The 23883-nt window shown below is 65.3% G+C and carries 24 protein-coding genes; 10 read left to right on the plus strand and 14 right to left on the minus strand.

Translation table 11 applies throughout. The annotated features are described in order from the left end of the window. Positions 1-4: 4 nt before the first annotated feature. The 3 genes from CVO77_RS11520 to CVO77_RS11530 are packed head-to-tail and all read right to left on the minus strand — an operon-like array spanning position 5 to position 1410. Entirely contained in the window at positions 5-472 is a 468-nt protein-coding gene (locus CVO77_RS11520) for a RidA family protein (RefSeq protein WP_105999181.1), read from the minus strand. Between the two features lie 27 nt (positions 473-499). Then, positions 500-1141 carry a hypothetical protein gene (locus CVO77_RS11525; protein ID WP_105999182.1) on the minus strand — a complete coding sequence of 214 codons (642 nt, stop codon included), beginning with the start codon at positions 1139-1141 and terminating at the stop codon, positions 500-502. Continuing rightward, positions 1138-1410, minus strand: coding sequence for a DUF3572 family protein (locus tag CVO77_RS11530; protein WP_105999183.1), 273 nt, complete (start codon positions 1408-1410; stop codon positions 1138-1140). The genes CVO77_RS11525 and CVO77_RS11530 overlap by 4 nt, the downstream gene beginning before the upstream one ends. 88 nt (positions 1411-1498) lie before the next feature. Here CVO77_RS11530 and CVO77_RS11535 point away from each other — a divergent pair, with 88 nt between their 5' ends. Continuing rightward, entirely contained in the window at positions 1499-1861 is a 363-nt protein-coding gene (locus CVO77_RS11535) for a response regulator (RefSeq protein ID WP_105999184.1), read from the plus strand. Between the two features lie 129 nt (positions 1862-1990). Here the strand turns inward: CVO77_RS11535 and CVO77_RS21815 are convergent, their stop codons facing one another. Further along, positions 1991-2113, minus strand: coding sequence for a hypothetical protein (locus CVO77_RS21815; RefSeq protein ID WP_275541954.1), 123 nt, complete (start codon positions 2111-2113; stop codon positions 1991-1993). Between the two features lie 157 nt (positions 2114-2270). Between CVO77_RS21815 and CVO77_RS11540 the strand changes: the two genes are divergently transcribed. Continuing rightward, positions 2271-2747 carry an Lrp/AsnC family transcriptional regulator gene (locus CVO77_RS11540; RefSeq protein ID WP_242445911.1) on the plus strand — a complete coding sequence of 159 codons (477 nt, stop codon included), beginning with the start codon at positions 2271-2273 and terminating at the stop codon, positions 2745-2747. Here CVO77_RS11540 and CVO77_RS11545 read toward each other — a convergent pair. From CVO77_RS11545 to CVO77_RS11575, 7 genes are all read right to left on the minus strand, one after another. Further along, complete coding sequence (locus CVO77_RS11545; protein ID WP_105999186.1) at positions 2741-4351, minus strand: ABC-F family ATP-binding cassette domain-containing protein; 1611 nt, start codon at positions 4349-4351, stop codon at positions 2741-2743. The genes CVO77_RS11540 and CVO77_RS11545 overlap by 7 nt on opposite strands. A gap of 129 nt (positions 4352-4480) precedes the next feature. Next, positions 4481-5146, minus strand: coding sequence for a helix-turn-helix domain-containing protein (locus tag CVO77_RS11550; protein ID WP_105999187.1), 666 nt, complete (start codon positions 5144-5146; stop codon positions 4481-4483). Between the two features lie 121 nt (positions 5147-5267). Then, positions 5268-6239 carry a magnesium and cobalt transport protein CorA gene (locus CVO77_RS11555; RefSeq protein ID WP_106000795.1) on the minus strand — a complete coding sequence of 324 codons (972 nt, stop codon included), beginning with the start codon at positions 6237-6239 and terminating at the stop codon, positions 5268-5270. A gap of 266 nt (positions 6240-6505) precedes the next feature. Continuing rightward, entirely contained in the window at positions 6506-6673 is a 168-nt protein-coding gene (gene rpmG, locus CVO77_RS11560; protein WP_105999188.1) for a 50S ribosomal protein L33, read from the minus strand. 232 nt (positions 6674-6905) lie between these two features. After that, on the minus strand, positions 6906-7634 hold the full coding sequence (locus CVO77_RS11565; RefSeq protein WP_105999189.1) for an energy transducer TonB: 729 nt from the start codon (positions 7632-7634) through the stop codon (positions 6906-6908). Between the two features lie 168 nt (positions 7635-7802). Continuing rightward, positions 7803-9113 carry a glutamate--tRNA ligase gene (locus tag CVO77_RS11570; RefSeq protein WP_105999190.1) on the minus strand — a complete coding sequence of 437 codons (1311 nt, stop codon included), beginning with the start codon at positions 9111-9113 and terminating at the stop codon, positions 7803-7805. 48 nt (positions 9114-9161) lie between these two features. Beyond that, the gene (locus CVO77_RS11575) at positions 9162-10823 is read right to left on the minus strand and encodes an NAD+ synthase (RefSeq protein ID WP_105999191.1); all 1662 of its coding nucleotides are present in this window, start codon (positions 10821-10823) and stop codon (positions 9162-9164) included. Between the two features lie 233 nt (positions 10824-11056). On the opposite strand from CVO77_RS11575, the gene CVO77_RS11580 reads away from it, so the two are divergent. The 7 genes from CVO77_RS11580 (at position 11057) to CVO77_RS11615 (ending at position 17886) form a co-directional block, all read left to right on the plus strand. Further along, on the plus strand, positions 11057-11992 hold the full coding sequence (locus CVO77_RS11580) for a ribose-phosphate pyrophosphokinase (protein ID WP_105999192.1): 936 nt from the start codon (positions 11057-11059) through the stop codon (positions 11990-11992). Between the two features lie 141 nt (positions 11993-12133). After that, complete coding sequence (gene hisN / locus CVO77_RS11585) at positions 12134-12916, plus strand: histidinol-phosphatase (RefSeq protein WP_105999193.1); 783 nt, start codon at positions 12134-12136, stop codon at positions 12914-12916. A 10-nt stretch (positions 12917-12926) separates the two neighbouring features. Then, positions 12927-13277 (plus strand): GFA family protein, encoded by a 351-nt coding sequence (locus tag CVO77_RS11590; protein WP_105999194.1) that lies wholly within the window; start codon positions 12927-12929, stop codon positions 13275-13277. Between the two features lie 130 nt (positions 13278-13407). After that, positions 13408-13611: a 50S ribosomal protein L35 gene (gene rpmI, locus CVO77_RS11595; RefSeq protein ID WP_106000796.1), complete on the plus strand. Its 204-nt coding sequence runs from the start codon at positions 13408-13410 to the stop codon at positions 13609-13611. Between the two features lie 13 nt (positions 13612-13624). Next, positions 13625-14005: a 50S ribosomal protein L20 gene (gene rplT / locus CVO77_RS11600; RefSeq protein WP_105999195.1), complete on the plus strand. Its 381-nt coding sequence runs from the start codon at positions 13625-13627 to the stop codon at positions 14003-14005. A 720-nt stretch (positions 14006-14725) separates the two neighbouring features. After that, on the plus strand, positions 14726-16141 hold the full coding sequence (locus CVO77_RS11610; protein WP_158258041.1) for an MFS transporter: 1416 nt from the start codon (positions 14726-14728) through the stop codon (positions 16139-16141). A gap of 23 nt (positions 16142-16164) precedes the next feature. Next, positions 16165-17886: a thiamine pyrophosphate-binding protein gene (locus CVO77_RS11615; protein WP_158258042.1), complete on the plus strand. Its 1722-nt coding sequence runs from the start codon at positions 16165-16167 to the stop codon at positions 17884-17886. A gap of 89 nt (positions 17887-17975) precedes the next feature. Here CVO77_RS11615 and CVO77_RS11620 read toward each other — a convergent pair whose 3' ends face one another. Next, the gene (locus CVO77_RS11620; protein ID WP_158258043.1) at positions 17976-18659 is read right to left on the minus strand and encodes an SDR family oxidoreductase; all 684 of its coding nucleotides are present in this window, start codon (positions 18657-18659) and stop codon (positions 17976-17978) included. 93 nt (positions 18660-18752) lie between these two features. Between CVO77_RS11620 and CVO77_RS11625 the strand changes: the two genes are divergently transcribed. Continuing rightward, entirely contained in the window at positions 18753-20747 is a 1995-nt protein-coding gene (locus tag CVO77_RS11625) for a nitrilase-related carbon-nitrogen hydrolase (RefSeq protein ID WP_105999199.1), read from the plus strand. A gap of 45 nt (positions 20748-20792) precedes the next feature. Here CVO77_RS11625 and CVO77_RS11630 read toward each other — a convergent pair whose 3' ends face one another. Continuing rightward, entirely contained in the window at positions 20793-22427 is a 1635-nt protein-coding gene (locus CVO77_RS11630) for an FAD-dependent monooxygenase (RefSeq protein WP_158258044.1), read from the minus strand. 18 nt (positions 22428-22445) lie between these two features. Continuing rightward, positions 22446-23729: a M24 family metallopeptidase gene (locus tag CVO77_RS11635; RefSeq protein ID WP_105999201.1), complete on the minus strand. Its 1284-nt coding sequence runs from the start codon at positions 23727-23729 to the stop codon at positions 22446-22448. Positions 23730-23883: the final 154 nt, after the last annotated feature.

The following is a 23883-nucleotide window of genomic DNA, read 5'->3' on the forward strand; positions in this document are numbered from 1 at the left end:
AACCCTACGCCGGCTTCACCGCGACGATCGCATCGACCTCGACGGCGGCTCCCAGCGGAAGCACCGACACGCCGACCGCGCTGCGCGCGTGGCGACCGGCTTCTCCGAACAGCGATTCCATCAATTCCGACGCGCCGTTGGCGACCTTCGGCTGCGCGGTAAAGCCTGGATCGCTGTTCACGAACACGCCGAGCTTGACGATCTTTTCGACCCGCGACCAGTCGCCGCCGACCGCCTGCCCGACCTGCGCGACGAGCATCAGCGCGCAGCGGCGCGCGGCATCATAACCCGTCGCTTCGTCCATGTCGGCGCCGAGCCGCCCGGTGACGACCTGCCCGTCGCGGAACGGAAGCTGGCCCGAGATATGGAGCAGCCCGCCCTGTTCGACGACGGGCACATAGGCCGCGACCGGCGCGGCGGGCTTGGGCAGGTCGAGGCCGAGAGCTGCGAGTTTGGCGGCGATGTCGGACATGGTCGTTCCTTTATACGAGTTGGGCCTTTATACGAGTTGCGGGGCCGGAGCCGGAATATTTTCGGCCAGCCGCGCCAATATCCAGCCCTGCGCTTCGCTCCAATCGTCGATTCGCGCATGGGCATGTTTCGCCGGACGCACCTTGTCGGCGATCGCGGGCTCGCCGACGAAATGGAGCCGCCAGACCTCGGGCGCCTCGATCGCCACCGAATGATGGTGGTTCGGCAGGTCGTCGATGAAGACCGCGACCGACGGCCGGCGCTCCTCGATCAGCGCGCGCACCGGCTCGCCCTTGCCGCCGCGGCTACCGATCACCGGGGCGTGAAAGCCCAGGGCAGCGAGCTGGTCGCCGCGCGCCGCCTGATGGTCGGGGCCGACATTGGTGAGGACGACGATGTCGGCGATGTCGCCGATCGCCGCCATCGCCGCGATCGCGCCCGGAATCTCGGTCTGCCGCCCCATTTCGGTGCGGAAGAAACCGTCGAGCAGCGGCCAGACCTCGGCCGCTTCGAGCGGAGTGCCGCACTCCTTGCGTTTCAGCGCCCCCGCAAAGCTCGCATCCTCCATGCGGAAAAGCACGCCATGTTCCTCATCGACCCACCGGGCGAAGGGGACGACCATGTGCATCAGCACCTCGTCGCAATCGGTGATCACGAGCGGCCGGGTCATGCGTCCATCCTTCGACTTCCTTCGAGGCGCCGCGCGGCGGCGGCAAGGGCTTCGGGTTTCAGATCGAGCGCCTCGGCGCAAGCGACCAGATCGGCTTCATAGGCAGTGAGGAACGACAGGATCGCGGCGAGCGTCGCGCGGTCGCCCAGCGACGTCCGCAGCGAATCGGGGTCGAGCCCGGTCGTGCCGAGCAGCCGTTCGGCCCGCGGCTCGTCGCTCAATATCCAGCCGAGCGCGTGGAGCGCCAGCGCCGCATCATCCTCGTCCAATCGGGAAACCCCTTTACCGCGATGAATTGTGTCATGCCGCCGATTCGCCTAGACGGGCCGCGCATACAAGGTGGGGAAGACAGAGCATATGGGCAAGACCATCCTGGTCGTCGAGGACAATGAGCTGAACCTCCGCCTGTTCTGCGACCTGCTCAACGCGCATGGCTATCAGGCGCATCCGGTGCGCGACGGGCGCGACGCGCTGGCAAGGGCGCGCGAAGTTTCGCCCGACCTGATCATCATGGACATCCAGTTGCCGCATGTCAGCGGGCTCGACCTGATCGGCCAGATGAAGGCCGACCTGACTCTGCGCGCGGTGCCGATCATGGCGGTGACCGCCTATGCCGGCAAGGGCGACGAGGAACAGATCAGGGCGGCGGGGGCGGAAGCCTATGTCTCGAAACCGATTTCGGTGATCAAGTTCATCGAAAGCGTCGGGGTATTTGCCTGAGCGGCGTTTGTCGGCGACCGCCAACCTTCGTCGCCCCCGCGCAGGCGGGGGCCGCTGTCGGTTTGCGTAGCGATGCAGGATCAGGCGTCCGACGGCCCCCGCCTGCGCGGGGGCGACGGACGGAACCGCTCAGCGCGAGGTCGCGCGGCCCCACGGGGCGTGATAATGGACGGCGACCGCGGCGGCGGAGGCTTCGATCACCGACGACCAGAGACGCTGGAGCCAGTTGGTTTCGGGGGTGACGCGGGCCATATTCGATCTCCTATATCCGAACCGCAGGGAGGGGGGAGAGCCGGTCGGCTCGAACGGTTCGGATACGAAGTATCTACCCTGCCCGCACCGATTATTGGCGCCGAAATTAGGCATGCCAGCGACTAAATTTTGCGTTATATGCAAAAATATGCGAAAAATGATCGATCTCGACCCGTTCGACCGCCGCCTGCTCGAACTGGTGCGGGCCAATAATCTGGAACCCGCGCGGCTCCTCGCCGACAAGGTCGGGCTGTCGATTTCGGCGGTGCTGCGCCGCTTGCGCCGGCTGCGCGCGGAAAAAGTGATCGTCGCCGACATGGCGGTGGTCGATCCCGCGCTCACCGGGTCGGCGCTCACCATGCACGTCCTCGTCCAGATGCAGCAGGCGGGGGCGCAGGCGATGGATAATTTCGCGCGCGAGATCGCGCGCCATCCCGAAATCACCGCCGCGTGGGACGTCACCGGCGACGATGATTTCCTGCTCAAGGTCCAGGTCGGCTCGATGGAGGAATATGACGGCTTCACCCGCCGCGCGCTGGGCGAGGACAAGGGCGTCCATTCGTTCAAGACGCTGATCGCGATCCGGAACATCATCGAAAACGACGTCGCGCGCCGCCCGCTGCGCGATTATTGAGGAAAAGTCGGCTCGCCGTCCCGAGTCGGCCGCAGCCCGATCTCGCGCTCGATCCCGATCGCTTCCAGAAACGCCGGGTCGTGGCTGACGACCAACAGCGCGCCGTCATAGGCGGCAAGCCCGGTCTCGACCGCGGCGAGCGAGTCGAGGTCGAGGTGGTTGCCGGGCTCGTCGAGAATCAGCAGCGCGGGCGGCGCGGGCGCGCCGAGGACGCAGGCAAGCCCGGCGCGCAGCAACTGGCCGCCGCTGAGCGTGCCGACGATGCGGTCGGCGGCGTCGGCGCGAAAGCGGAAGCGCGCCAGCGCCGCGCGGCACTGATTGTTGGTGGTGCCGGGATTGCGGAGGAGGAAATTGTCCGCGATCGATCGTGCGGGATCGAGCAGCGACACGCGCTGGTCGAACAGCGCAAGGGGCCCCGGAACGCGCACCCGCCCCGACCAGGGCGCGAGCGTCCCCGCGACGAGCGCGAGCAACGTCGACTTGCCCGATCCGTTGGGGCCGGTGATCGCGACGCGTTCGGGTCCGGTGATCGTCAGCGACAGGTCGGCGATCACCGGCCGCCCCGGCGCATAGCCGACGGTGACCCGGTCGAGTTCGACCATCGTGCGCGCGGCGGGCAGGCCGGTCGAGGGCAGGTCGGCCGCCAGCGGATCGACGACCTCGATCCGCGCGCGCGCGGCCGCGACCGCCTGCTCGGCCTCGCCGCGCTGGCGCTCGGCAAGGCGGCCGGCCGCGGCGCGGCTTTCCTCGGCGCGGCGCTTGAGGCCGCCGCTGACGATCTTCGGCATGTCGCCGCGCTCCGCCTTGCGGCGTCCGCCGGCATCGCGCCGATCCTGCTTCTCGGTCGCCGCCTGCGCCTGGCGCCGGGCCTGGTCGAGACGCTTTTCGGCGCCCGCGCGCTCGGCCTCGGCGGCGGCTTGCTCGATCGCCTTGCGCGCGCGCCAGGCGCTCCACCCGCCGCCATGGCGCGTGGCGCCGAGCGACGTCAGCTCGACGATCGCGTCCATTTCCTCGAGCAGTTCGCGGTCGTGGCTGACGACGATCGCGCCGCCGCGCCAGCCGCGCAGCAGATCGCGCACCGCCGCCCGCCCCTCGCGGTCGAGATTGTTCGTCGGCTCGTCGAGCAGCAGGAAATCGGGGGCGCCGAACATCGCGCCCGCCAGCGCGGCGCGCGTGTGCTGGCCGCCCGAAAGCTGCGCGAGCGGCGTCGCGGCGGGCAGCGGCACGCCGACGGCGGCGAGCGCTTCGTCGATCCGCGCCTCGAGCGTCCAGTCGGCGTCGCCGATGTCGGCGACGCTCGCCGCCCCCGCCTCGGCCTTGCGGAGCAGCGCGAGCCCCGCGCGGGCGCCGAACAGGTCGGCGATCGTCTCGTCGGTGCCGACCTGAACCGACTGGCGCAGCAGCGTGACGCGGCCGTCGATGGCGACCTGCCCCGATGCGGGCCTCAATTCGCCGGTCAGCAGGCGCAGCAGCGTCGATTTCCCGACACCGTTACGCCCGACGATACCGGTGCGCTCGCGCGCGAAACGCAGGTCGAGCCCCGACAGAACGGCGCGGCCGTCGGGCGTGGACCAGCGAAGATTGGTGAGCGTAATCGAAGACACGAGACAAGGCTTTCCTGACGGCAGGGCACGGCGGCGATGCGGTCAGGTCTGATCCATGGTCCTCGGTCTCCTTTGAGCGGTGAGCGGCGCAGTCTAGCCGATCGGGTAGCCCGCCGACAAGGGGCGCCGCTAAAGCTCGACGATGATCCGCACCTTGTCGGCGCTGGTTCCGACCATCATCGCGATCTGGGCGCGGCTGCGCTCGATCAGGTCCTGCAGCGCCTCGGGCGGATGATCGCCGAGCAGTTCGGACGTCGGCACGCCAAGGATCGCGGCGAGCGCAGCCATGCGGCTGTGCTTGGGCCGCGCGCGCCCCTTTTCCCAGCCCGAGACCGACGGCGCGCTGACGCCCATGCGCTCGGCGACCTGGGCCTGGTTGAGCCCCGCCTGCGCGCGAAGCCGCTGGAGCCGGCTGCCGAAAGCCGGATCGGCGGGCGACGCCGCGGCTTCGTCGTCGTGCGCGTCATGGGTGACGGCGCTGCGCAACTGGGCGGCGCTGAGCGTCGCGGGCGATATGGGGGTGTCGAATCGGCAGCCGGAGAGCCGGTCGCTGACCCACACCACCGTCGCCGGGCTTTCGCCCGCATGCGGCAGGTCGATCTCGATCCGGTCGCCGACCGCGATCCCGGCGTCGCTTTCGAGGAGCAGCCCGGTTTCCGAAATATTGTGGACGAGCACCGCGATGCCGCTTCCGTCGTCGTGCGTTCCCTGTGCGGGAAGGCGGAGCGTGCGGCGAGCGCGGGCGCGCGCGTCGGCGCCGGGCGCGGCGGGGTGGAAATATCCGGGAATGGCCATGAAGACTGGTGTCGGAGCAACCGGTTAAAAGAAGGTTAGCGTGAGCGCGCGAAGTCGTGAAATGCACGAGAAGCGCGGTGGGTTGCCCGGCCCCGGCGCCGATGCGACGAAGCGGGCGCGATCAGAGCCAGCCGATCGTCCGGAACCGCCAATAGAGGAGGCCGCAGATGCTTCCCATCAGGCCGATCGCGAACGGATAGCCGAAGGTCCAGCTCAGTTCGGGCATATGCTCGAAGTTCATGCCATAGATTCCCGCGATCGCGGTCGGCACCGCGAGGATCGCCGCCCAGGCGGCGAGCTGGCGTGTGATCACGCCCTGGCGCTGCTGTTCGAGCAGCGAATTGGTATCGACGACCGAACCGGCGACTTCGCGCAGCCCCGACAGGCGGAATTCGGCGCGCTGCACATGGTCCCAGACATCGCGGAAATAGGGGCGCACCGCGTCGTCGATCCACGGCAGGTCGGCGGCGCCGACAAGGCGCGCGGCGACATCCTTCATCAGCCCGACGATGCGCTGGAACCGGATGATCTCGTGCCGCTGGGCATAAAGGTGGCGGATTTCGTGGGCGTCGAGCGGCGTGTCCATCACGCTTTCCTCGACCAGCAGCAGCCGGTCCTCGATCGCGTCGATGACGGGGAAATAGCCGTCGATGACGAAATCGAGGATCGCATAAAGGACATAGTCGGGTCCATGCGCGAGCTTCGCGGGCAGCGTTTCGAGCCGCTGGCGTACTTCGGTATGCGCGCGCGCCGAGCCGTGGCGGACGGTCACCGCGAAATGGCGACCCAGGAAGATCGCGGTCTCGCCCGACTGGATCGTGTCGCCGTCGAGCGTCCCCGTCGCGGCGATGACGAAAAGCTGGTCGCCATAAACCTCGACCTTCGGAAGCTGCTTCGCCTTCAGCGCATCCTCGACCGCGAGCGGATGGAGGCCGAAGCGCTTGGCGATCCCGCCCAGCTCCTCGGGGGTCGGCTCGAACAGGCCGAGCCAGAAGAAATCGGCGTCGGTGCAATCGTCGGGGATGACGTCGTCGGGACCAAGGTCGCGGAGGAGTTGGCCCTGATGATAATGGCGCGCGGCGATGATCGGCATCGGTTCGGGTTCCTTATCGAGCCGCGACGGAAGTGGCGACGAGAGCCATGCCATCCGTTGTGGCGCGAAGTCGGCTGGCCGCCAAGCTGAAAGCGACCGAACACATGCCGTCGCCCCCGCCTTCGCGGGGCGGCGCTTGAGGTCTTCACCTCAAACCGGCGTCCGCCCACGAAAAAGGGCGGCGCGCGGCCGCCCTTTCCGAATCCCCGCTGGTGCGGCGATGACGCATTTTCCACCCACGCGCCATCAGCGCGCGGGGCAAGGCGTCACTTGATCTTGGCTTCCTTGAACTCGACATGCTTGCGCACGCGCGGATCATATTTGCGCACCGCCATCTTCTCGGTCATCGTGCGCGGGTTCTTCTTGGTGACATAGAAAAAGCCGGTGTCGGCGGTGCTCACCAGCTTGATCTTGACGGTCGTCGGCTTGGCCATGGCCCTGTTCCTCGAAATCTTGGCACATCCGCAGGGACATCCGGCGCATGTGGCGGGACTGGGGGCCCCGGCGGTTGCTGTGAAAAACAAAGAGGGCCGCGCGTCGGGCGCCGCCCCCATTTATCCGGGCGCCATTGGCGGGATTCGGCGTCGATGTCAAGCAATGTGTCGAGGAAAAGCGGGGGCGGGCGCCCGTGGAGGCCCGCCCCCGGGAGGGGTTCGGCGGGGGGTATCAGCCGTTCCGGATCTGGAAGCGCACGGTCATTTCCTTCCAGCTTTCCTCGGCCACGCCGCCGCGCGTCGCGGGCTTGAAGCGCCATTTCGCCAGCGCGCGCCGTTTCGTCTCCTCGAAAAAGCCCCGGCTGTCGGTGCTGACGAGTTCGACCGCCTTGACGCGCCCGTCGGTGCCGATCAGCACGCGCACCCGCACGCTTCCCTCGATCTCGCGCCGCTGCTCGCTCGCCGGATAGTCGGGCTGGAAGCTGCCGGCGTAGCGCGGATCGAGCTGGGCGACCAGGAAGGGCGCGGGTTTCGGCGGCAGCGGCGGATCGACGATGTCGGGGCCGGTCCCGCTGCCCGCCGGGGGCGTATAGGGCGGCAGCGGCGCCACCTTGGTCGAGCTGTCCGATACCGGCGGGAGCGGAGTCGGCGGCGCGGTGAATTCGGTCTGGATCGGGTCGGTCTGCGGCTTGGGGTCGGGCCGCGGGTTGGGCTTGGGCTTTTCGACGGTGAAATTGGTCCATGTCTTGGACTCGGTTCGCGGCTTTTCCTGGATGATCATCGGCGACAGCGCGACCGCGACGACGAGCGCCGTGGGCAGCCCGAACGCGAGCGCCGCGGCGACCGGGCGATGCGCCGCGCCGGGATGGTAACTGTCGCGCCCGAACGGCGCGGTCCCGGCGGGCATGCTATGCTTTACGGGCCTCGCGATGATGGCGGACATCAGCGGAATCAGGGTCATGGCACCTCTCCTTGCCTCGTGTAGGCCCGGCCCCGCGCGTTGACCGCCGCTATTGGTCGGGATGGATTAAGAGATAATATAACATATCTATCCTTGTCAAGCGCGAGCATCGACCAAGCGCGAGCATCGGCCAGGCACGAGCATCGGCAAAGAGGCGCGATTGCCAGGTCAGGCGGCTCCCAGCCGCGCGACCGCCTCACCCTGGGCGATCAGCGGCAGCAGTTCGGCCATGTCGGGGCCGTGGTCGCGCGCCGTCAGCGCGCGGCGCAGCGGCAGGAAGAGCGCGCGGCCCTTGGCGCCGGTCGCCGCCTTCACCGCATCGGTCAGCGCGCGCCACGGATCGGCGCCCCAGTCGAGGCTCGGCGCGGCGGCGGCGGCGGCGGCGAGTACCGGCCGGTCGGCCTCTTCGGGTGCGGGTGGAACCAGCGGTCCGTCGAACACCGCCGCCCAGTCGGCCGCCTCGGCGACCGTCATCAGATTCGGGCGAATCGCGTTCCAGCGGGCTTCGCCGATCGCGACCGGCAGACGCGGCGCGACCGCGGCATAGTCGGTGTGATGCAGGATCTTCTGATTGATGAGTGCCAGCTCGGCCTCGTCGAAGCGCGCCGGGGCGCGGCCGAAGCGCGCGAAATCGATGCTCTCGATCAGCGGCGCCGGGCTCGTCACCGGCTCGACCGGATCGCTCGTCCCCAGCCGCGCGAGCAGCGCGACGAGCGCGATCGGCTCGATCCCCGCTTCGCGCAGGGCAGCCATGCCGAGCGACCCCAGCCGCTTCGACAATTTGCCCTCAGTCCCCACCAATAAGGCCTCATGCGCAAATTCGGGCGGTTTCGCGCCGAGGCTCGCGAACATCTGAATCTGCGCCGCGGTGTTCGACACATGATCCTCGCCGCGCACGACATGGCTGATCCCCATCGCGATATCGTCGATCACGCTCGGCAGCAGATAGAGCCAGCTGCCGTCGGCGCGGCGCACCACCGGATCGGACAGCGTCTTCGGCTCGAAATGCTGCGGCCCGCGAATCATGTCGGTCCATTCGATCGGCGCCTCATGGTCGAGCCGGAACCGCCAGTGCGGCGCGACGCCTTCGGGCACCGGTGCATCGGCGGGCTTGCGCTCATAGACCGGCGGCAGCCCGCGCGACAGCAGCACCTTGCGGCGGATATCGAGCTCCTCGGGCGTCTCGTAGCAGGCATAGACGCGACCCGCCGCCTTGAGCTTGTCGAACTCGGCCTCATAAAGCGCGAAGCGCGCCGACTGGCGTTCCTCGCCGTCGATATCGAGCCCGAGCCACGCAAGATCGGCGCGGATGCCCTCGACATACTCCTCTTTCGATCGCTCGCGGTCGGTATCGTCGATCCGCAGCACGAAGCGCCCGCCCGCCCTGCGCGCCCACAGCCAGTTGTGGAGCGCGGTGCGGACGTTGCCGACATGCAGATGGCCGGTCGGCGAGGGGGCGAAGCGGGTGGTGACGGTCATGACGGCGCCTATAGCCCGTTTCGCGCGCGACGCGAGTCCGGGGGCACGTCAGCCCGTCCGAAACCCGTGCGTGATCGGGTAACGACGATCGCGCCCGAAATTGCGCGTCGACAGCTTGACCCCCGGCGGCGCCTGGCGCCGCTTATACTCGGCGAGCATCAGCAACCGCTCGATCCGCGCCACCGCATCGCGGTCGAAACCATAGCGCGCGACGACATCGTCGACGCTCGCTTCCTCCTCGACCAGCATGTGGAGCATCCGGTCGAGGTCGGCATAAGGCGGCAGACTGTCCTCGTCCTTCTGGTCGGGGCGCAGTTCGGCGCTCGGCGGCTTGGTCACGATATTGGCCGGCATCACCGGCGCGACCGGGTTGCGCGACAGCCGCGGCACATGGGCGTTGCGCCATTCGGCGAGCGCGAACACCGTCGTCTTATAGGCGTCCTTCAATGGATTATAGCCGCCCGCCATGTCGCCATAGATGGTCGCATAGCCGACACTCATCTCGCTCTTGTTGCCCGTCGTCAGCAGCATCGGACCGAATTTGTTGGACAGCGCCATCAGCGTGACACCGCGGATACGCGACTGGACATTCTCCTCGGTCGTATCGACGTCCTTGTCGGCGAAACTGTCCGCAAGCATGACATCGAACGCCTCGACCGCCGGGGCGATCGCGAGGGTGTCGAGCCGACACCCGATCATTGCCGCGCAGCCCCTCGCGTCATCGAGGCTTTCCTCGCTGGTGAAGCGGCTCGGCAGCATCACGCACCAGACCTTGTCGGGGCCGAGCGCGTCGGCGGCGATGGCGGCGCAGATCGCCGAATCGATCCCGCCCGACAGGCCGAGCACGACGCCGGGAAAGCGGTTGCGTTCGACATAGTCGCGCAGGGACAGGATCATCGCGCTATAGATGTCGGCGGGATGCGCTTCCCATTCGGCGATCACGCCCGCCTCGCATTCCCAGCCGCCCGCGCCCTTCGTCCAGCGCGTGACGCGCTCCTCCGCCTCCCAGTCGGTCAGCCGGTGCGCGGCGCGCCCGTCGCCGTTCAGCACGAACGAACAGCCGTCGAACACCAACTCGTCCTGCCCGCCGATGCGGTTGAGGAAGATCAGAGGCAATCCCGTTTCGGCGACGCGCGCCGCGAACACCTGCGTCAGGCGACGGTCGTCCTTGTCGATCTCATAGGGACTGCCGTTGACCGAAAGGAGAATGTCCGCGCCTTGGGCGGCAAGATGGGCGCACACCGCCGGAAACCAGCCGTCCTCGCAGATCGGCAGTCCCAGCTTCACCCCGCGCCATTCGACCACATCGGGAAGCGGCCCGGGCGCAAAGACGCGTTTTTCATCGAAGGTGCCGTAATTCGGCAGTTCATGCTTGCGCCGCGTCGCGACGATTCGTCCGCCGTCGAGCAGCGCGACCATATTATAGAGCCGCCCCTCGGCATCGCGCTCGACCGACCCGACGAGCATCGCCGGGCCGCCGTCGCCGGTCTCGGCCGCCAGCGCGGCGAGGGCGGTGGCGGCGCGCTCCGCCAGCGCCGGTTTCAGCACCAGATCCTCGGGCGGATAGCCGATCAGTTGCAACTCGGGATAAACGATCAGGTCGGCGTCCCCGTGCCGCGCGCGCACCGCGCGGATCGCGGCGGCATTGGCGGCCAGGTCGCCGACCGCCTGGGTCATCTGCGAAAGGACGATCGAAAGCATCTGTGTCATGGCAGCGGTTTAGGCGCAACCGCCCCGCCCGTTCAACCGAAGAGAAGCGTCAACAGCGTGCGCTCGCCCCCGCGCCACCGACGCGACGACCGCTTCGTCGATAAGGAAGCGGCGTTCACCGCCATCTGTCGACGCCCGCAAAGGCCGCCGGGACTTTAACCCCTTCCCCTTCGGGCATCGGCTGGCTAAGGGGCGGCGCAATCCCCACTCGCCGCGAAAGGGCCTTGCTCGCCATGAAACTCATCTCCGGCAACAGCAACCTGCCGCTGGCCCGCGCGATTGCGGATTATCTCGAACTGCCGCTGACCGACACCAGCGTCCGCCGCTTCGCCGACGAGGAAGTCTTCGTCGAAATCCACGAAAATGTGCGCGGCCAGGATGTCTTCGTCGTCCAGCCGACCAATTTCCCGGCCAACGACAATCTGATGGAGCTTTTGATCATCACCGACGCGCTGCGCCGCGCCTCGGCGAAGCGCATCACCGCGGTCGTCCCCTATTTCGGCTATGCCCGCCAGGACCGCAAACCCGGCCCGCGCACCCCGATCTCGGCCAAGCTCGTCGCCAACCTTATCACCACCTCGGGCGCCGACCGCGTGCTGGCGATCGACCTCCACGCCGGGCAGATCCAGGGTTTCTTCGATATCCCGACCGACAATCTCTACGCCGCGCCGGTGATGAGCGCCGATATCCAGGCGCGCTTTGCCGGCAAGAATCTGATGGTCGTCTCGCCCGACGTCGGCGGCGTCGTGCGCGCGCGCGCGCTGGCGAAGCGGCTCGACAACGCCCCGCTGGCAATCGTCGACAAGCGCCGCGAGCGTGCCGGCGAATCGGAGGTGATGAACATCATCGGCGACGTCGCGGGCCGCTTCTGCATCCTCATCGACGATATCGTGGACTCGGCCGGCACCCTCTGCAACGCCGCCGCCGCGCTGAAGGCCGCGGGGGCCGAAGGTGTTGTCGCTTATTGCACCCATGGCGTGCTGTCGGGCGGCGCGGTCGCGCGCGTCGATGCGAGCGAACTGACCGAACTCGTCATCACCGATTCCATCCAGCCCACCGACGCTGTGAACGACAGCGGCAAAGTCCGCGCCCTCACCGTCGCGCCGCTGCTTGGCGAGGCGATCAAGCGCATCGCCGACGAATCGAGCGTGTCGTCGCTGTTCGATTGAATCGGCCGATCGTGACGCCGATTTCATATTTCTGTTCCCCCGCAACGGCGGGGGTCCATCTCCGACCGCTGCTATTTTGCACGGGCGGATGACGGGGTTCCGCCTTAACGGGCCGCACGACCTCTTGGCTTGGGAAACTAGATGACTCTCGAATCCGACATCGCCCTCGCCAATCGCCTTGCCGACGCTGCCGGCGCCGCGATCCGGCCTTTCTTCCGCGCGGCTTACCAGCACGAGGCCAAGGCCGACGCTTCGCCGGTGACCGAGGCCGACCGCGCCGCCGAAGCCGCAATGCGGCGTCTGCTCGATGCCGAGGCGCCGCTCGACGGCATCATCGGCGAGGAATATGGCGCCGAGCGGCCCGAAGCGTCGCGCCAATGGGTGCTCGACCCGATCGATGGCACGGTCAGCTTCATGGCCGGGCGGCCGATCTTCGGGACGCTGATCGCGCTGCTCCAGGACGGCTGGCCGCTGATTGGCATCATCGATCAGCCGATCGCCGGCGAGCGCTGGGTCGGTGCGACGGGGCGGCCGACCTTGCTCAGTGGCAAACCCGCGGCGACGCGCGTCTGCCGCAGCCTTGCCGACGCGGTCCTCGCGACGACCGGCCCGCAATATTTTGCCGATCATGACGGCGATCATTTCATGGCGCTCGCGGCGAAGACATCGCACGAGCGCATGGTCTTCGGCGGCGACTGTTATAATTACGGACTGCTCGCCAGCGGCCATATCGACCTGGTGGTCGAAGCGGGGCTGAAGCTCCACGATTTCGCAGCACTGGTGCCGATCGTAGAGGGCGCGGGCGGGACGATGTGCGACTGGAACGGCGAGCCGCTGCACAGCGAGAGCGACGGGCATGTCATCGCATTGGGCGATCCGGCGCGGCTCGAGGATGTGATTGAGGGGCTCGCCTGCCACCATTAGGGAGAGAGAGATGGCATTCAACGGAAGCTGCCACTGCGGCGCGGTGACCTACACGGTCGAGGGCGATATCCCGACGACGGCGATGAGTTGCAACTGCTCGCACTGTCGGCGCAAGGGCTTCCTTCTGGCTTTCGTGCCGATCGACCGGTTCCGGCTGACGAGCGGCACCGGCAAGCTCAAAACCTATCAATTCCACAAGCACAATATCGACCATCAATTCTGCACCGACTGCGGGTGCCAGGGTTTCGCGATCGGCACCGGTCCCGACGGCGCGAAGATGGCGGCGGTCAACCTGCGCTGCGTCCCCGACGCCGACCTCGATTCGCTTACCATCCAGAAGGTCGACGGCGCGAGCTTCTGAAGCGCTTCGATGCTTGCATTTCGGCGCGAATCCCCCTAAGCGCGCCGCTTCGCACGATAGAGTTGCTGACCTGCCTGGCGACAAGGGCTGCCAGGGCCGGTCGATATCGTCGCTCAACAAGGAGACGAAAATGCCCAAGCTGAAGACCAAGAGCGGTGTGAAGAAGCGCTTCAAATTCACCGCCTCGGGCAAGGTGAAGCACGGCGTTGCCGGCAAGCGCCACCGCCTGATTTCGCACAATAGCAAATATATCCGCACCAACCGCGGCACCAGCGTGCTCAGCGATTCGGACGTGGCCCATGTGCGCCTCTGGGCGCCCTACGGCCTGAAGTAAGGAGCGCTAGACCATGTCACGCATCAAACGCGGCACGACCACGCACGCCAAGCACAAGCGCATATTGGATCAGGCGAAGGGCTATTACGGCCGTCGCAAGAACACCATTCGCATCGCCAAGCAGGCGGTCGAAAAGGCCGGCCAATATGCCTATCGCGACCGCAAGGTAAAGAAGCGGACCTTCCGCGCCCTGTGGATCCAGCGCATCAACGCCGCGGTTCGCGCCGAAGGCCTGACCTATTCGCAGTTCATGCACGGCGTGAAGCTGGCCGGGATCCAACTCGACCGCAAGGTCATGGCCGATCTCGCGATGAACGAAGGCGGCGTCTTCACCACGATCATCGCGCAGGCGAAAACGGTCCTGAGCGACGTCGAAGGTTCCAAGGCGGCCTGAGCCCCTCGGCCTATCGCCAAAGCAAAAGGGCGGTCCCTCGCGGGGCCGCCCTTTTTCGTATCCGGCAAACAGGAACGGCACGAAGGTTTCCCTTCGCGCCGTTCCGACAATGGTTCGATTGGATACCATCGCCCCCCTCCCGCCGAGCCGGATCGCTGTGGGTCGCAGAAAGCTTGCGGCCGACGGAAGTGTCTCTGTGGCCCAACCTATGGCGTCGCACAGGTCCAAAATATTGTATAAACCCGACAACTGCCACGCTTGGGTATTTGATTCCGGCATTTGATATAAAGGTCGTCCGAAACGTCGGGCGGCCGCGATCCCCTTCGCACGACCCTGGGGATTTCACTCGATCTCGGCAAGATCCGCTCCCACGTCATAGGCTTCGCCAACTGGCTTGATGATCCGCAATCTGTCGCTGGCCGGCGCTCCACTGCGGTCGTCGACGTGTCGCTTTCAAGCGTAAACGGGGTAGGGGGCTTCGGCGATGAGGGGCCCGAATTTGGAGCAACGTCTGAAGCCCAAAATCCGGGTTCGTCGATCCGTCCACTGGGGTGGACATCGACGGGAAAGTTGTATCTACTCACAGACATCAAAGCGGCGCCGTTGGAGAATAGCCGATTACAAAGCAGGCGGGGCACGCTCGATGAACGATTGGGGGCGCAACTGGTTTGGCGCAGGACCGATCGAAATAAGCGCATGACTCAATTCAGGGACATATTGATGGCTGAAAATATCTTGGATGAACGACCCGATGCGGAACGTAAGGTGCTGGGTGTCGGGCTTCCGGCCGTGGGTTGGGCGCTCGCGGAGGCTGGCCGTATTCCTTATGTCGCGCTGATCTCGATCAGCGTCTTTGTTCCCTATTTCGCGACGCAGGTGGTGGGCGATCCTGTTAGAGGTCAGGCCATCGTGGCGGTAATGGGAACCATCGCGGGGTTGATTGCCGGGTTCACGGCGCCGCTGCTCGGCGCGACGCTGGACGCGCTGGGGCCGCGCAAACCCTGGATTGCGCTGGGTACGGCCCTCCAGGCCGTCCTGCTGTGCACCCTGTGGTGGGCGCTGCCGAATGGCGCTGGGCTTTCGGTGCCAGCTCTGGTCATCGCGCTCGCGCTGATCAAAGTACTCTACGCCTATACGGAGGTGCTGCATAATTCGATGATGCCGTTTCAGGCGGACCGGCGGACGATCCACCGCGTCTCCGCGCTTGGAATGGCGGTCGGAAGCCTGTCGGGCGTGCTGATCATGAGCTTCGTGCTCATTGCCTTCTCGCTCCCCGGGCGGGTGGACTGGTCCTGGGTGCCGACGGTGCCGCTGTTCGGTCTCGATCAATCACGGTTCGAGCAAGCCCGTATTACGGGGCCGCTCGCTGGCGGACTGCTTTTCCTCGCCATATTGCCGCTGCTTTGGCTGGCCAAGGATGCGCCCAAAGCGCAGACAAGATTTCTCGATGCCATAGGTCATGGCGCGCGATATCTGGTTCATTTGCCGACGAAATTGAAGGGCAATCGCGATGGCGCGCTCTTTTTGATTTTTCGGATGATTTTCGCCGATGGCGCGGTCGCGCTGGTGATCTTCGGCGGTGTCTATGCGGCAGGCGTGATGCACTGGGGTGGTGTTCAGTTGCTCATCATTGGCATCATGCGGATGTTCTGCGCTGCTCTGGGCAGCATGGTGGCTGGCTGGCTGGACGGGCGATTTGGTTGCAAGCGCGCGGTCCAGATACAGCTTTTCGGGATGATCCTGCTGGTGATTGCGATGATCGGGACGACGCCCACCCAGATACTGTATTTCTGGAGCTACACCGGGCCGGGCGCCGTTGACAATGCGTTGTTCTCCGGTCCGCCCGAGTGGGTGTTCCTCGGCATTGTCGTCGCCATCGCCTTCGTGTCGCTCGGCCTGCAATCTTCCAGTCGCAGCTTCCTGTCGCGAATATCCCCGCCGGACCAGACCGGAGCCTATTTCGGCCTCTATGCGCTGACCGGCAGCGCAACGTCATGGCTCGGGCCGCTGGCCGTGGGACTCGCCACCGAATATTTCGGAACCCAGCAGGCCGGGATGGTCCCGATTGTGGCCTTCCTCATCGTCGGGCTGGCAGGGCTGTTCCTCATCCGCTCGCGCGTCGATGGCAGCGACTAGGCAAAGCGGGCAGGGGTGATGATGTGAGTATAGATATGATCTCAGGCGGCGAAGCCATGGCTGCCGAATGCGCACGCCAAGCCGTGCGGACGGTCTTTGCGCTTTCGGGCGCCGCGCATGCGCAGTTGTTGCAGGCGTTGGCGAAGAATGGCGTTCGCGTCGTTTCGACCCGGCATGAGACCGGCACCGTGTGCGCTGCCGATGGCTATGCGCGGATTGCCCGCAAGCCCGGACTGGCGCTTATCAAGGAAGAGCAGGGATTGGCCAACGCCGTGACCGGCATTCTCACCGCCCAAAAAGCGGGAACACCCGTGGTGATATTGGTGGGCTGCCGTCCCGCCAGCGCGACCGAGGTGCATCATGAAGGCGAGGATGATCCGCTTGCGATGGTACGGCCTATGGCCAAATGGGTGCATATGGCGCCCAACCCCGAGCGGATGGCAGCATTTCTCGCCGAAGCCTTTCATCAGGCAAGCACTGGCCGACCCGGCGTCGCCATATTGGGTATCCGTCAAGAGTTCGGCCGTGCCATGGTGTCGGCGGCCGCGCCCCATCCCATGTCGGCGCCCGCGTCGCCGCCAGCGCCCGAAGCGACCGCCATCGCTGCCGCCGCCGCGGCATTGTGCCACGCTCAACGCCCGATGATCCTGGCCGGAGGCGGTGCGTACCGCGCCGATGCCGGGCCTGCGCTGCGCCGACTGGCGGCGCGGCTGGGTGCTCCGGTCCTGGGCCATGCGCAGGGCCGGGGCCTGGTCCCGGAAGACGATATGTTGGGCTTCGGCTGGCCACTGGCACAGGTGGCGGCGCGCGAGGCCGATGTGGTGCTATGCGTGGGCATGCGGCTGGGCCAGCGCTTCAATCATGGTTTGGCGCCGCGCTTTTCGCCCGATGCCCTGTTCATCCAGATCGATACCGTGGCCGAGGAGTTCGGGCGGGGGCGGCCGATTGACATTCCCATCGTCGCCGATGCGCGGCTCGGCACAGAAGCGCTCTGCGAGGCCCTGGGCGACGGAAAGCCGCGCGATGCGGGCTGGGTGCGACACGCCATGGCCGCGCGGCTTGCGCGGCTTGCCGAGCTGGAAGCCGAAGGGAACGGGCCCATCCACCCGCTCACATTGTGCCGCAGGCTGATGGACCGATGGCCGGAAGATGCGATCTATGTGGGCGATGGCGCGGACATCCAAAACTGGATGTTGGGGACGCTGCGTCTGCCGCGCGGCGGCGCTTTTATCGATCATTATCCGTTCGGGTCCATGGGCGTGGGGACACCGCTTGCCCTCGGCGCGTCGGCGGCGGCGCGCGAGGTTGCCGAGTTGACCGATGCACCCCCGCGCCCGGTCATTTTGGTTACCGGCGACGGCTCTTTCGGCTTCTACTGTGCTGAGCTGAACAGCGCGAAGCTCGCGGACTTGCAGCTGGCCGTGGTCGTTTCAAACGACGGCGCATGGGGCACCGAAAAGCATGGACACATCAAATTGTTCAACGATTCCTATAATTGCGAACTGGGGCAGGCGGATTACCATCTGATTGCGCATGCCTTTGATTGTGGGGGTGAGCGGGTGGATGAGAGCGGCGACATCGCCGGCGCGATCGACCGCATGCTTGCAGCAAAGCTGCCTTATGTTCTGAATGTGCTGACAGATCCCATGGCCGGAGCGGCGCGCAAGACCGACCCACGCGTCGTCACCGTGGCCTTTGAAGATATCGTCCAACCCGACGGCTCATCCTCCTCCGCCGTGCTTTAATGGAGCGCGACTGGGGGGTGTTCGGACGATGCTGGCTGCACGGGCTTCGGCACCGGCTGATCCTTAGCTCTTCAGGTCGTTGGCAGGCTTCACCAGGGCAATTCATCCCCATTGAAGCGCAGGAAGCGGCGACCGTCCTCTGGCGTCATGGCCTCGATATACGCCGCCAGCCCGTCACCACTCTCCCGTGCCGGGATCTTTGGAACCGGCAGTGCCTGCGTCAGATCGGTATCTACAAAGCCTGGGCTTACCACCGCCACCGTCACACCTTGCTGCGCCAGGTCGGCCCCGATAGAACGCATGGCCATATTCAGCGCGGCCTTGCTGGTCCGATAGAAATAATTTCCGCCCCCAGCGCGAGTGATCGATCCCAGACTGCTTGAAATGGCGACTGCCTTACGCCCCTCGCCACGCAAAAGATGCGGCAGGAAAGCCTCCAGAACCGCCACAGGTGCGAGCAGATTGATGTCCAGAACCCGCCGCCAGGCGGCATAGTCCAGATGGCCAATGCGGGTATCGCGATACGCGATGCCGGCATTATTCACCAGAATGTCGATCGCCCTGTCGGCAAGGGAGTCGGCGCAGTGCGCGATGCTGGCGGGGTCGCCGACGTCCAGGGCATGAATCTCCAACACGCCTTCCAGCGCCTGCAGATCGTGCGCATTGTCCGGGTCGCGGCAAGTTGCGATGACATGGTGGCCGCGGCGCAAAAACGCCCGGCTGATTTCAAAGCCGATCCCACGACTTGCGCCCGTCACCAATATCGTGGTCAAAACTTTCCCCTTCCATCCGTCAGTTGTATCTATATACAGTCATCTTAAATTCCCTAATATCTTTTTATATCGTGTCTGAAGGAGCGCGCGCCGATGATTACACTTGTGCAGGAGCCATGGCTCGCATCGCAGATCGACGATTTGACGCGTGTTGTCGCGATGGCCTGCTCAGCCGATGTTCCGGGCACGGATCGGCTCCTCCTCCTGCCACTCGCCCAGCCGGAAGCCGGTATCGACGCCGCGGCTGCGCTGGCTGCATTGTCTGCCCTCGCGTGCAACGCCGGTGTCCATCTGGCGGGCGCTACACGCTGGATGGTAGGCGACGTGGCTCGAACCGAAGGCTTCCTGATCGCTCCCGATGGCGCCATCCTGCTTCGTGTTGGCAAGACTCTGCCGGACCTTGTTGCGGGCTATGGCGAAGCCGATGTCGATCTGGGGCGTCTACGTGATTTTCCGGTCGTCGTCACGCCATTTGGCAAGATCGGGCTGTTGGTTGGAGAGGATATCCTCTCGCCACATCTGGCGCGGATGACCGCCCAGGTCGGCGGAGAAATCATTCTGAACCCGGCTGTTGAACGGAGCGACATGTTTTTTGAAGCGCGGCAAAAGGCGCGTGCTTCACGGGCCTATGAAAATCTTTGTCTTGTCCTTTGCGCTTCGCCAAGCCGGGCGGAAACGGCTGAACTAGGCTGCGAACGCTTGCCCAGCGCCACCGCGGCCTATGACCCTGCCGGTCTCGCCATCGCTGCATCACGCGGTGATGAGAGCTTCGTGACGCTGGACCCGGATGTGCAATCGGTGCGCCGTCGCCGCAACGAAACCTATGCCAATTTCCCGGTGGTCGTGCGCACCGGTCTTTATGCTGGCGGATATTCGCGCTTTGCCGCAGCCGAGCATGGGCCCATCCAGAGCCGGACAGCCTGGCGCGAGGAAGGCATGCGCCGGGTCGCAGCCCAGCCGCGTTCCAGCATCGAGGGGCGGCTGGATCGCTATGATGTCGTGCTGGGACAAATGGACCTCATGTCGGTCCATGATCTGGGTGAACGCGACGCGGTTCTCGATCATAACGTCGAGCGGGCTATCGCGCTCGTGCGCGGCATGGCGCGTTCGCCCTCGGTGAAGCTCGTCGTTTTTCCCGAATTCTTCATGCAGGGCGTCGTGACAGGTCGGCCGCTCGATTATTGGCTGAAAGTCAGCGTGCGCATCGACGGGCCGGAGATGGCCAAGCTGCAAGCCTTCGCGCGTGACAGTTCGGTGTTCGTTTCGGGCATGGTCTATGAGTTCGATCCCGAATGGCCCGAACGCTATTTCAACACCGCGTTCATCATCGATGATTCAGGAAATCTCATCCACCGCTACCGCAAAATCCATGGTGCCGACACCGGCCTGCTCTCGCTCACGACACCGGGGAATATCTATACCGATTATGTTGCGCGGGACGGCTATGATGCGCTGTTCCCCGTTGCCGACACGAAGATCGGAAAGCTGGGAACCGTGGTCTGCTACGACATGAACTTTCCAGAAACGGCGCGCGAACTGGCGCGGCGCGGCGCGGAAGTCATCATCCATCCGACGTCGGAACCGCATAATGCCCGCCGCCATGGTTGGGATATCGGCCGCCGCACGCGCGCGTTCGAGAATCTGGCCTATGTCATCTCCTGCGGCACGGGTGGTCAGTATGTGGCGCCGGGCGACGCTGTCCCATCGCCCGCCAAACGCGGGCATTCCAAAATTGTGCGGTTCGATGGTCGCCTGGAAGCGGTTGCCGATGGCCCCGGCCATCTGCCGCTGATGGGGCCGGTCGACCTCGGCTCGCTTCGCCACGCGCGGTCCGACGCGCGCCGCAACCTTCTGGTCTGGGACGAGCCATCCGCTTATGCCGCCGCCTATGCCGCCGCCGGCCAGCGCGGCTACCCCCTCGACATGTGGCTCGACACACCGATGCGCGAAGCCCGTCAAGGGCTGGACGTGACGCGCAAAGTCATCCGTCGCTACTTCGACACCGGCGTCTTTACGGAGCCCGAAGGCGTGCCGGTAGCCGAGCAGGACATGGGATCCATGTATGGCGCGGTAGAGAAAGCAAAATAGCCGAAATGCGCGCGCCGCCAGAGCCTCGGCGGCGCGCGCATGATGTCACCAGCCGGTGAGCGTGCGTACGATGGCGGCTGGATCATCGGGCTCCCCGGCACCCCGCCACCCAACATGGCCATCCGGGCGCACCAAAACGAAAGGCTGTTCGTAAAGTGCGGCGATTTCCGGATCGGCAATCCGCTCGACGCGAACCGGCACCCCCGCCTGTGCGAACGCATCGATAAGGCTCGGCAGTTCGGTCGTTTCGTTCGCAAGGACCAGCAGCACAAAAATGTCCCCTACGAGATCGAGCGTGCTGCGCCCATCGTCAAGCCAGGCGTGTGGCGCACGCGATCCCGGCCAAGTGGATGGCGTGAGCCGCGACGGGTCGTCAGCGGGCTCGAGCGTGCCATCGGCGACAATGATATCCGAGGCCACATAGCGATACCCCAGATGAACGCCAGCGCTGCTAAACTGGCGCGAAAGCCAGCGGATTTTGCGCCCAAGTTCGGCGCGATCGAGCGCCGCGGCTTCGCCCGGCAGGTCAATGCCTTCGGGCGTCTCGTCCATCACCATGTCGGTCTTGTCGGAATTGGTCGCCGACACGATGCTATTGCGGACCGCGATGGGTTTGCGCTCGCGCTCATAGCTGTCGAGCAGGCGAGGCCCGCCCCAGCCCTTCAAGACGGCCTCCAGTTTCCAGGCCAGGTCGCAGGCATCGCCGATGCCGGTGTTCATGCCGACGCCGCCGGTTGGCGCAAACAGATGCGCGGAATCGCCGAGCAGGAAGACTCTATCGTCCCGCCACTTGCGGGCTACGGATTGATGATGGCTCCAGTGCGTGATGTTGAGCAACTCGAAATCGAAGGGCTTGCCCATGGCGCGAAACAGGATCGCCTCCGGGTCGATCGGTTCCGCTTGTCGGGCCGGGTCCAGGAAATAATATTGAAAATTCCATAGCTCCTCACCGTCGATGGCCGTGAAAACGCCGAAACAATCTGGTGTGAAGACGAAATAGAGATTGGCCAGGCCGCGGCCGTGCACTTCGAGAAAGTCCTTGCTGCGGAAAAACAGACTCACATTTGAGCGCATCTTGCCGCGCCCGTTGCGGCGAATGCCGAGCTGGCGACGGATGGGGCCGACGCCGCCCTCGCAATTGGCCAGATAGAGGGCGCTGATGTCCTCTTTCGCGTCGGTTTCGATATGGACGACATGGCCGGTCACGCCGTCAGCATCCTGCGTGAACCTCTCGCAGCGCCAGCCCTGGCGAAGGTCGATGAACGCGCCGAGTTCGGCGACCTTGGCCAGCAATACGGGCTCCAGCGCCTGCTGGCCGATCTGGGTTTTGCCATAGGGCGACCAGCGCATTTCGGCGAAGCGCGCCGCAGCGACCGGATCGCGCGTCATCATTTCGCGGATGGAGGGAGACTGCACACGGTACAGTTCCTGGCCCGCCAGCCGGGTCGTGAAGATGATATAATATGGATTGTCCGCCGGAATCGCCGCGTCATAGACCGACCGATCCATCCCCCACCGCCGAAACAACTCCATCGACCGCGCGCCAAGCAATGTTGCCTTGGGGTGCGCCATCGGTTCGGAGCGCTCCTCGATAACGATGCTCTTGATGCCGCGATGCGCCAGATCGATTGCCAGCGTGAGCCCGACTGGGCCGCCTCCAACAATGAGAACGGGTGTCATGATGCTGGAAGCGCCCATCTAGGAACCAACGTCCGATAATGGCCGCCCAGGTTTGACGCGCAAAGACACGTCACAGCTCGTAAAAGGCTCCACGCCGGTCGCCGTGACCCGGAGTTGGTCCTCGACGTGGATCGCGCCCCAGCCAAGCTCGCGATAGGGCATGTCGATGGTGAAAACCATGTTTTCCAGGAAAACGAACTCGCCCTGTCCGCCGGGGAGCTGCGGGCCAACGGGAAGCGGGTGGTCCGAATGTTCAAGGCCGACCGAATGCGGTGTTGCAAACAAATAGCCCGGAAAGCCCGCTTTGTGGATAGCATCGATCAGCGCGGTCGTAACCGCGTTGCCCGTGACGCCGGGCTTAATCATCTTGTACGCGACCTCGCAGCCGATCTCGACCGCTCGCATCCGCTGCAGCAACTCCGCGCTCGGCTCTCCACAAATAGCCACCCGGCCGAGATCGCCATGGTAGCCGCGCAGTTCGCACAGCGCATCAAAGGTAATCGAATGGCCTTCGACAACCACGTCGGTGGTTTGCGACGGGACGAGTTGGCCACAGGCGAGATAGATCGCGCGGCCGCCACCGCGGGCGATCTCGACATTGTAGATGGATTGCAATTCGGCGAAGGTCATGCCCGGCGATAGGGCCGCCAGCACGGTCTCCATCGCCTGCTCGTTCAACCGCGCCGCTGCACGCAGCCGGTCCAATTCATCGCGCGATTTAACCATCCGCACCTCGCGGAAGATATTGAGCGCGTCGCGGACCTCGATATCCGGCATCCCTATCTCTTCCAGCCACGGGCCGATGCGTGGATCGTCACATCCGATGACGGCGCGTTCGAGGCCGGCGTCTCGCAGGGCCTGCTTGAGCGCGTAGAGCGGATTTGCCGCGTGGCCGCCGCGCGCGGCTTCGATCCGGCTGAGATAGGCTTCGTCGGATGGGGAGATGCCTTCCGGCCGGATTGGCCAGCGCATGACGTCGTCGACCGCTTCCGGATCCTCCACATCGGGATCAAAATCGCGCCGGTCCTTGTGGATTGGATGGAGATAGGCCCGGATATTGGGCATCCAGGTCGCATCCGGGCTTCTGGCGAGGCGATGATATTCGATGCCGTTGACGATCAGCGCGGCTGGCGCCTCCGCACGCCGCGGCAGCAGCGCATAATTGTAGAACAGTCGCCCCATGCGCATCAGGGGCCCTCGATAGTCACTGAGATACTCGATGTTAATCGGCGTGACCGCGACGAGTGCGTCCAGGCCATGGCGGTCCATCACCTCATTGGCGCGTTCCCTGTTAATCAGCATGTTGCAATCGAACTCCCAAATTCGAGTTGACTTAATAGTAATACATCTAATATGTCAATGGCCAGGGGCTGCGGCGCACGTTAGGGCAATATTTATGGCGCGACTTGGGAACGCAATCGCCTTGGGCGCGGCTTCCGCGGTGCCGCAGGTGCGC

It is taken from the genome of Sphingopyxis lindanitolerans, assembly GCF_002993885.1.
GTDB lineage: Bacteria > Pseudomonadota > Alphaproteobacteria > Sphingomonadales > Sphingomonadaceae > Sphingopyxis > Sphingopyxis lindanitolerans.

Bases quoted from the DNA above. Each gene is read 5' to 3' on its own strand.
- CVO77_RS11610 (WP_158258041.1), top strand. From the start codon at position 14,726: ATGGCTGAAAATATCTTGGATGAACGACCCGATGCGGAACGTAAGGTG.
- CVO77_RS21815 (WP_275541954.1), bottom strand. From the start codon at position 2,113: ATGGCCCGCGTCACCCCCGAAACCAACTGGCTCCAGCGTCTCTGGTCG.
- rpmG (WP_105999188.1), bottom strand. From the start codon at position 6,673: ATGGCCAAGCCGACGACCGTCAAGATCAAGCTGGTGAGCACCGCCGAC.
- rplT (WP_105999195.1), top strand. From the start codon at position 13,625: ATGTCACGCATCAAACGCGGCACGACCACGCACGCCAAGCACAAGCGC.
- CVO77_RS11570 (WP_105999190.1), bottom strand. From the start codon at position 9,113: ATGACCGTCACCACCCGCTTCGCCCCCTCGCCGACCGGCCATCTGCAT.
- CVO77_RS11635 (WP_105999201.1), bottom strand. From the start codon at position 23,729: ATGCTGATTAACAGGGAACGCGCCAATGAGGTGATGGACCGCCATGGC.
- CVO77_RS11520 (WP_105999181.1), bottom strand. From the start codon at position 472: ATGTCCGACATCGCCGCCAAACTCGCAGCTCTCGGCCTCGACCTGCCC.
- CVO77_RS11590 (WP_105999194.1), top strand. From the start codon at position 12,927: ATGGCATTCAACGGAAGCTGCCACTGCGGCGCGGTGACCTACACGGTC.
- CVO77_RS11580 (WP_105999192.1), top strand. From the start codon at position 11,057: ATGAAACTCATCTCCGGCAACAGCAACCTGCCGCTGGCCCGCGCGATT.
- CVO77_RS11555 (WP_106000795.1), bottom strand. From the start codon at position 6,239: ATGCCGATCATCGCCGCGCGCCATTATCATCAGGGCCAACTCCTCCGC.
- CVO77_RS11535 (WP_105999184.1), top strand. From the start codon at position 1,499: ATGGGCAAGACCATCCTGGTCGTCGAGGACAATGAGCTGAACCTCCGC.
- CVO77_RS11565 (WP_105999189.1), bottom strand. From the start codon at position 7,634: ATGACCCTGATTCCGCTGATGTCCGCCATCATCGCGAGGCCCGTAAAG.
- CVO77_RS11625 (WP_105999199.1), top strand. From the start codon at position 18,753: ATGATTACACTTGTGCAGGAGCCATGGCTCGCATCGCAGATCGACGAT.
- hisN (WP_105999193.1), top strand. From the start codon at position 12,134: ATGACTCTCGAATCCGACATCGCCCTCGCCAATCGCCTTGCCGACGCT.
- rpmI (WP_106000796.1), top strand. From the start codon at position 13,408: ATGCCCAAGCTGAAGACCAAGAGCGGTGTGAAGAAGCGCTTCAAATTC.
- CVO77_RS11525 (WP_105999182.1), bottom strand. From the start codon at position 1,141: ATGACCCGGCCGCTCGTGATCACCGATTGCGACGAGGTGCTGATGCAC.
- CVO77_RS11575 (WP_105999191.1), bottom strand. From the start codon at position 10,823: ATGACACAGATGCTTTCGATCGTCCTTTCGCAGATGACCCAGGCGGTC.
- CVO77_RS11550 (WP_105999187.1), bottom strand. From the start codon at position 5,146: ATGGCCATTCCCGGATATTTCCACCCCGCCGCGCCCGGCGCCGACGCG.
- CVO77_RS11630 (WP_158258044.1), bottom strand. From the start codon at position 22,427: ATGACACCCGTTCTCATTGTTGGAGGCGGCCCAGTCGGGCTCACGCTG.
- CVO77_RS11540 (WP_242445911.1), top strand. From the start codon at position 2,271: ATGATCGATCTCGACCCGTTCGACCGCCGCCTGCTCGAACTGGTGCGG.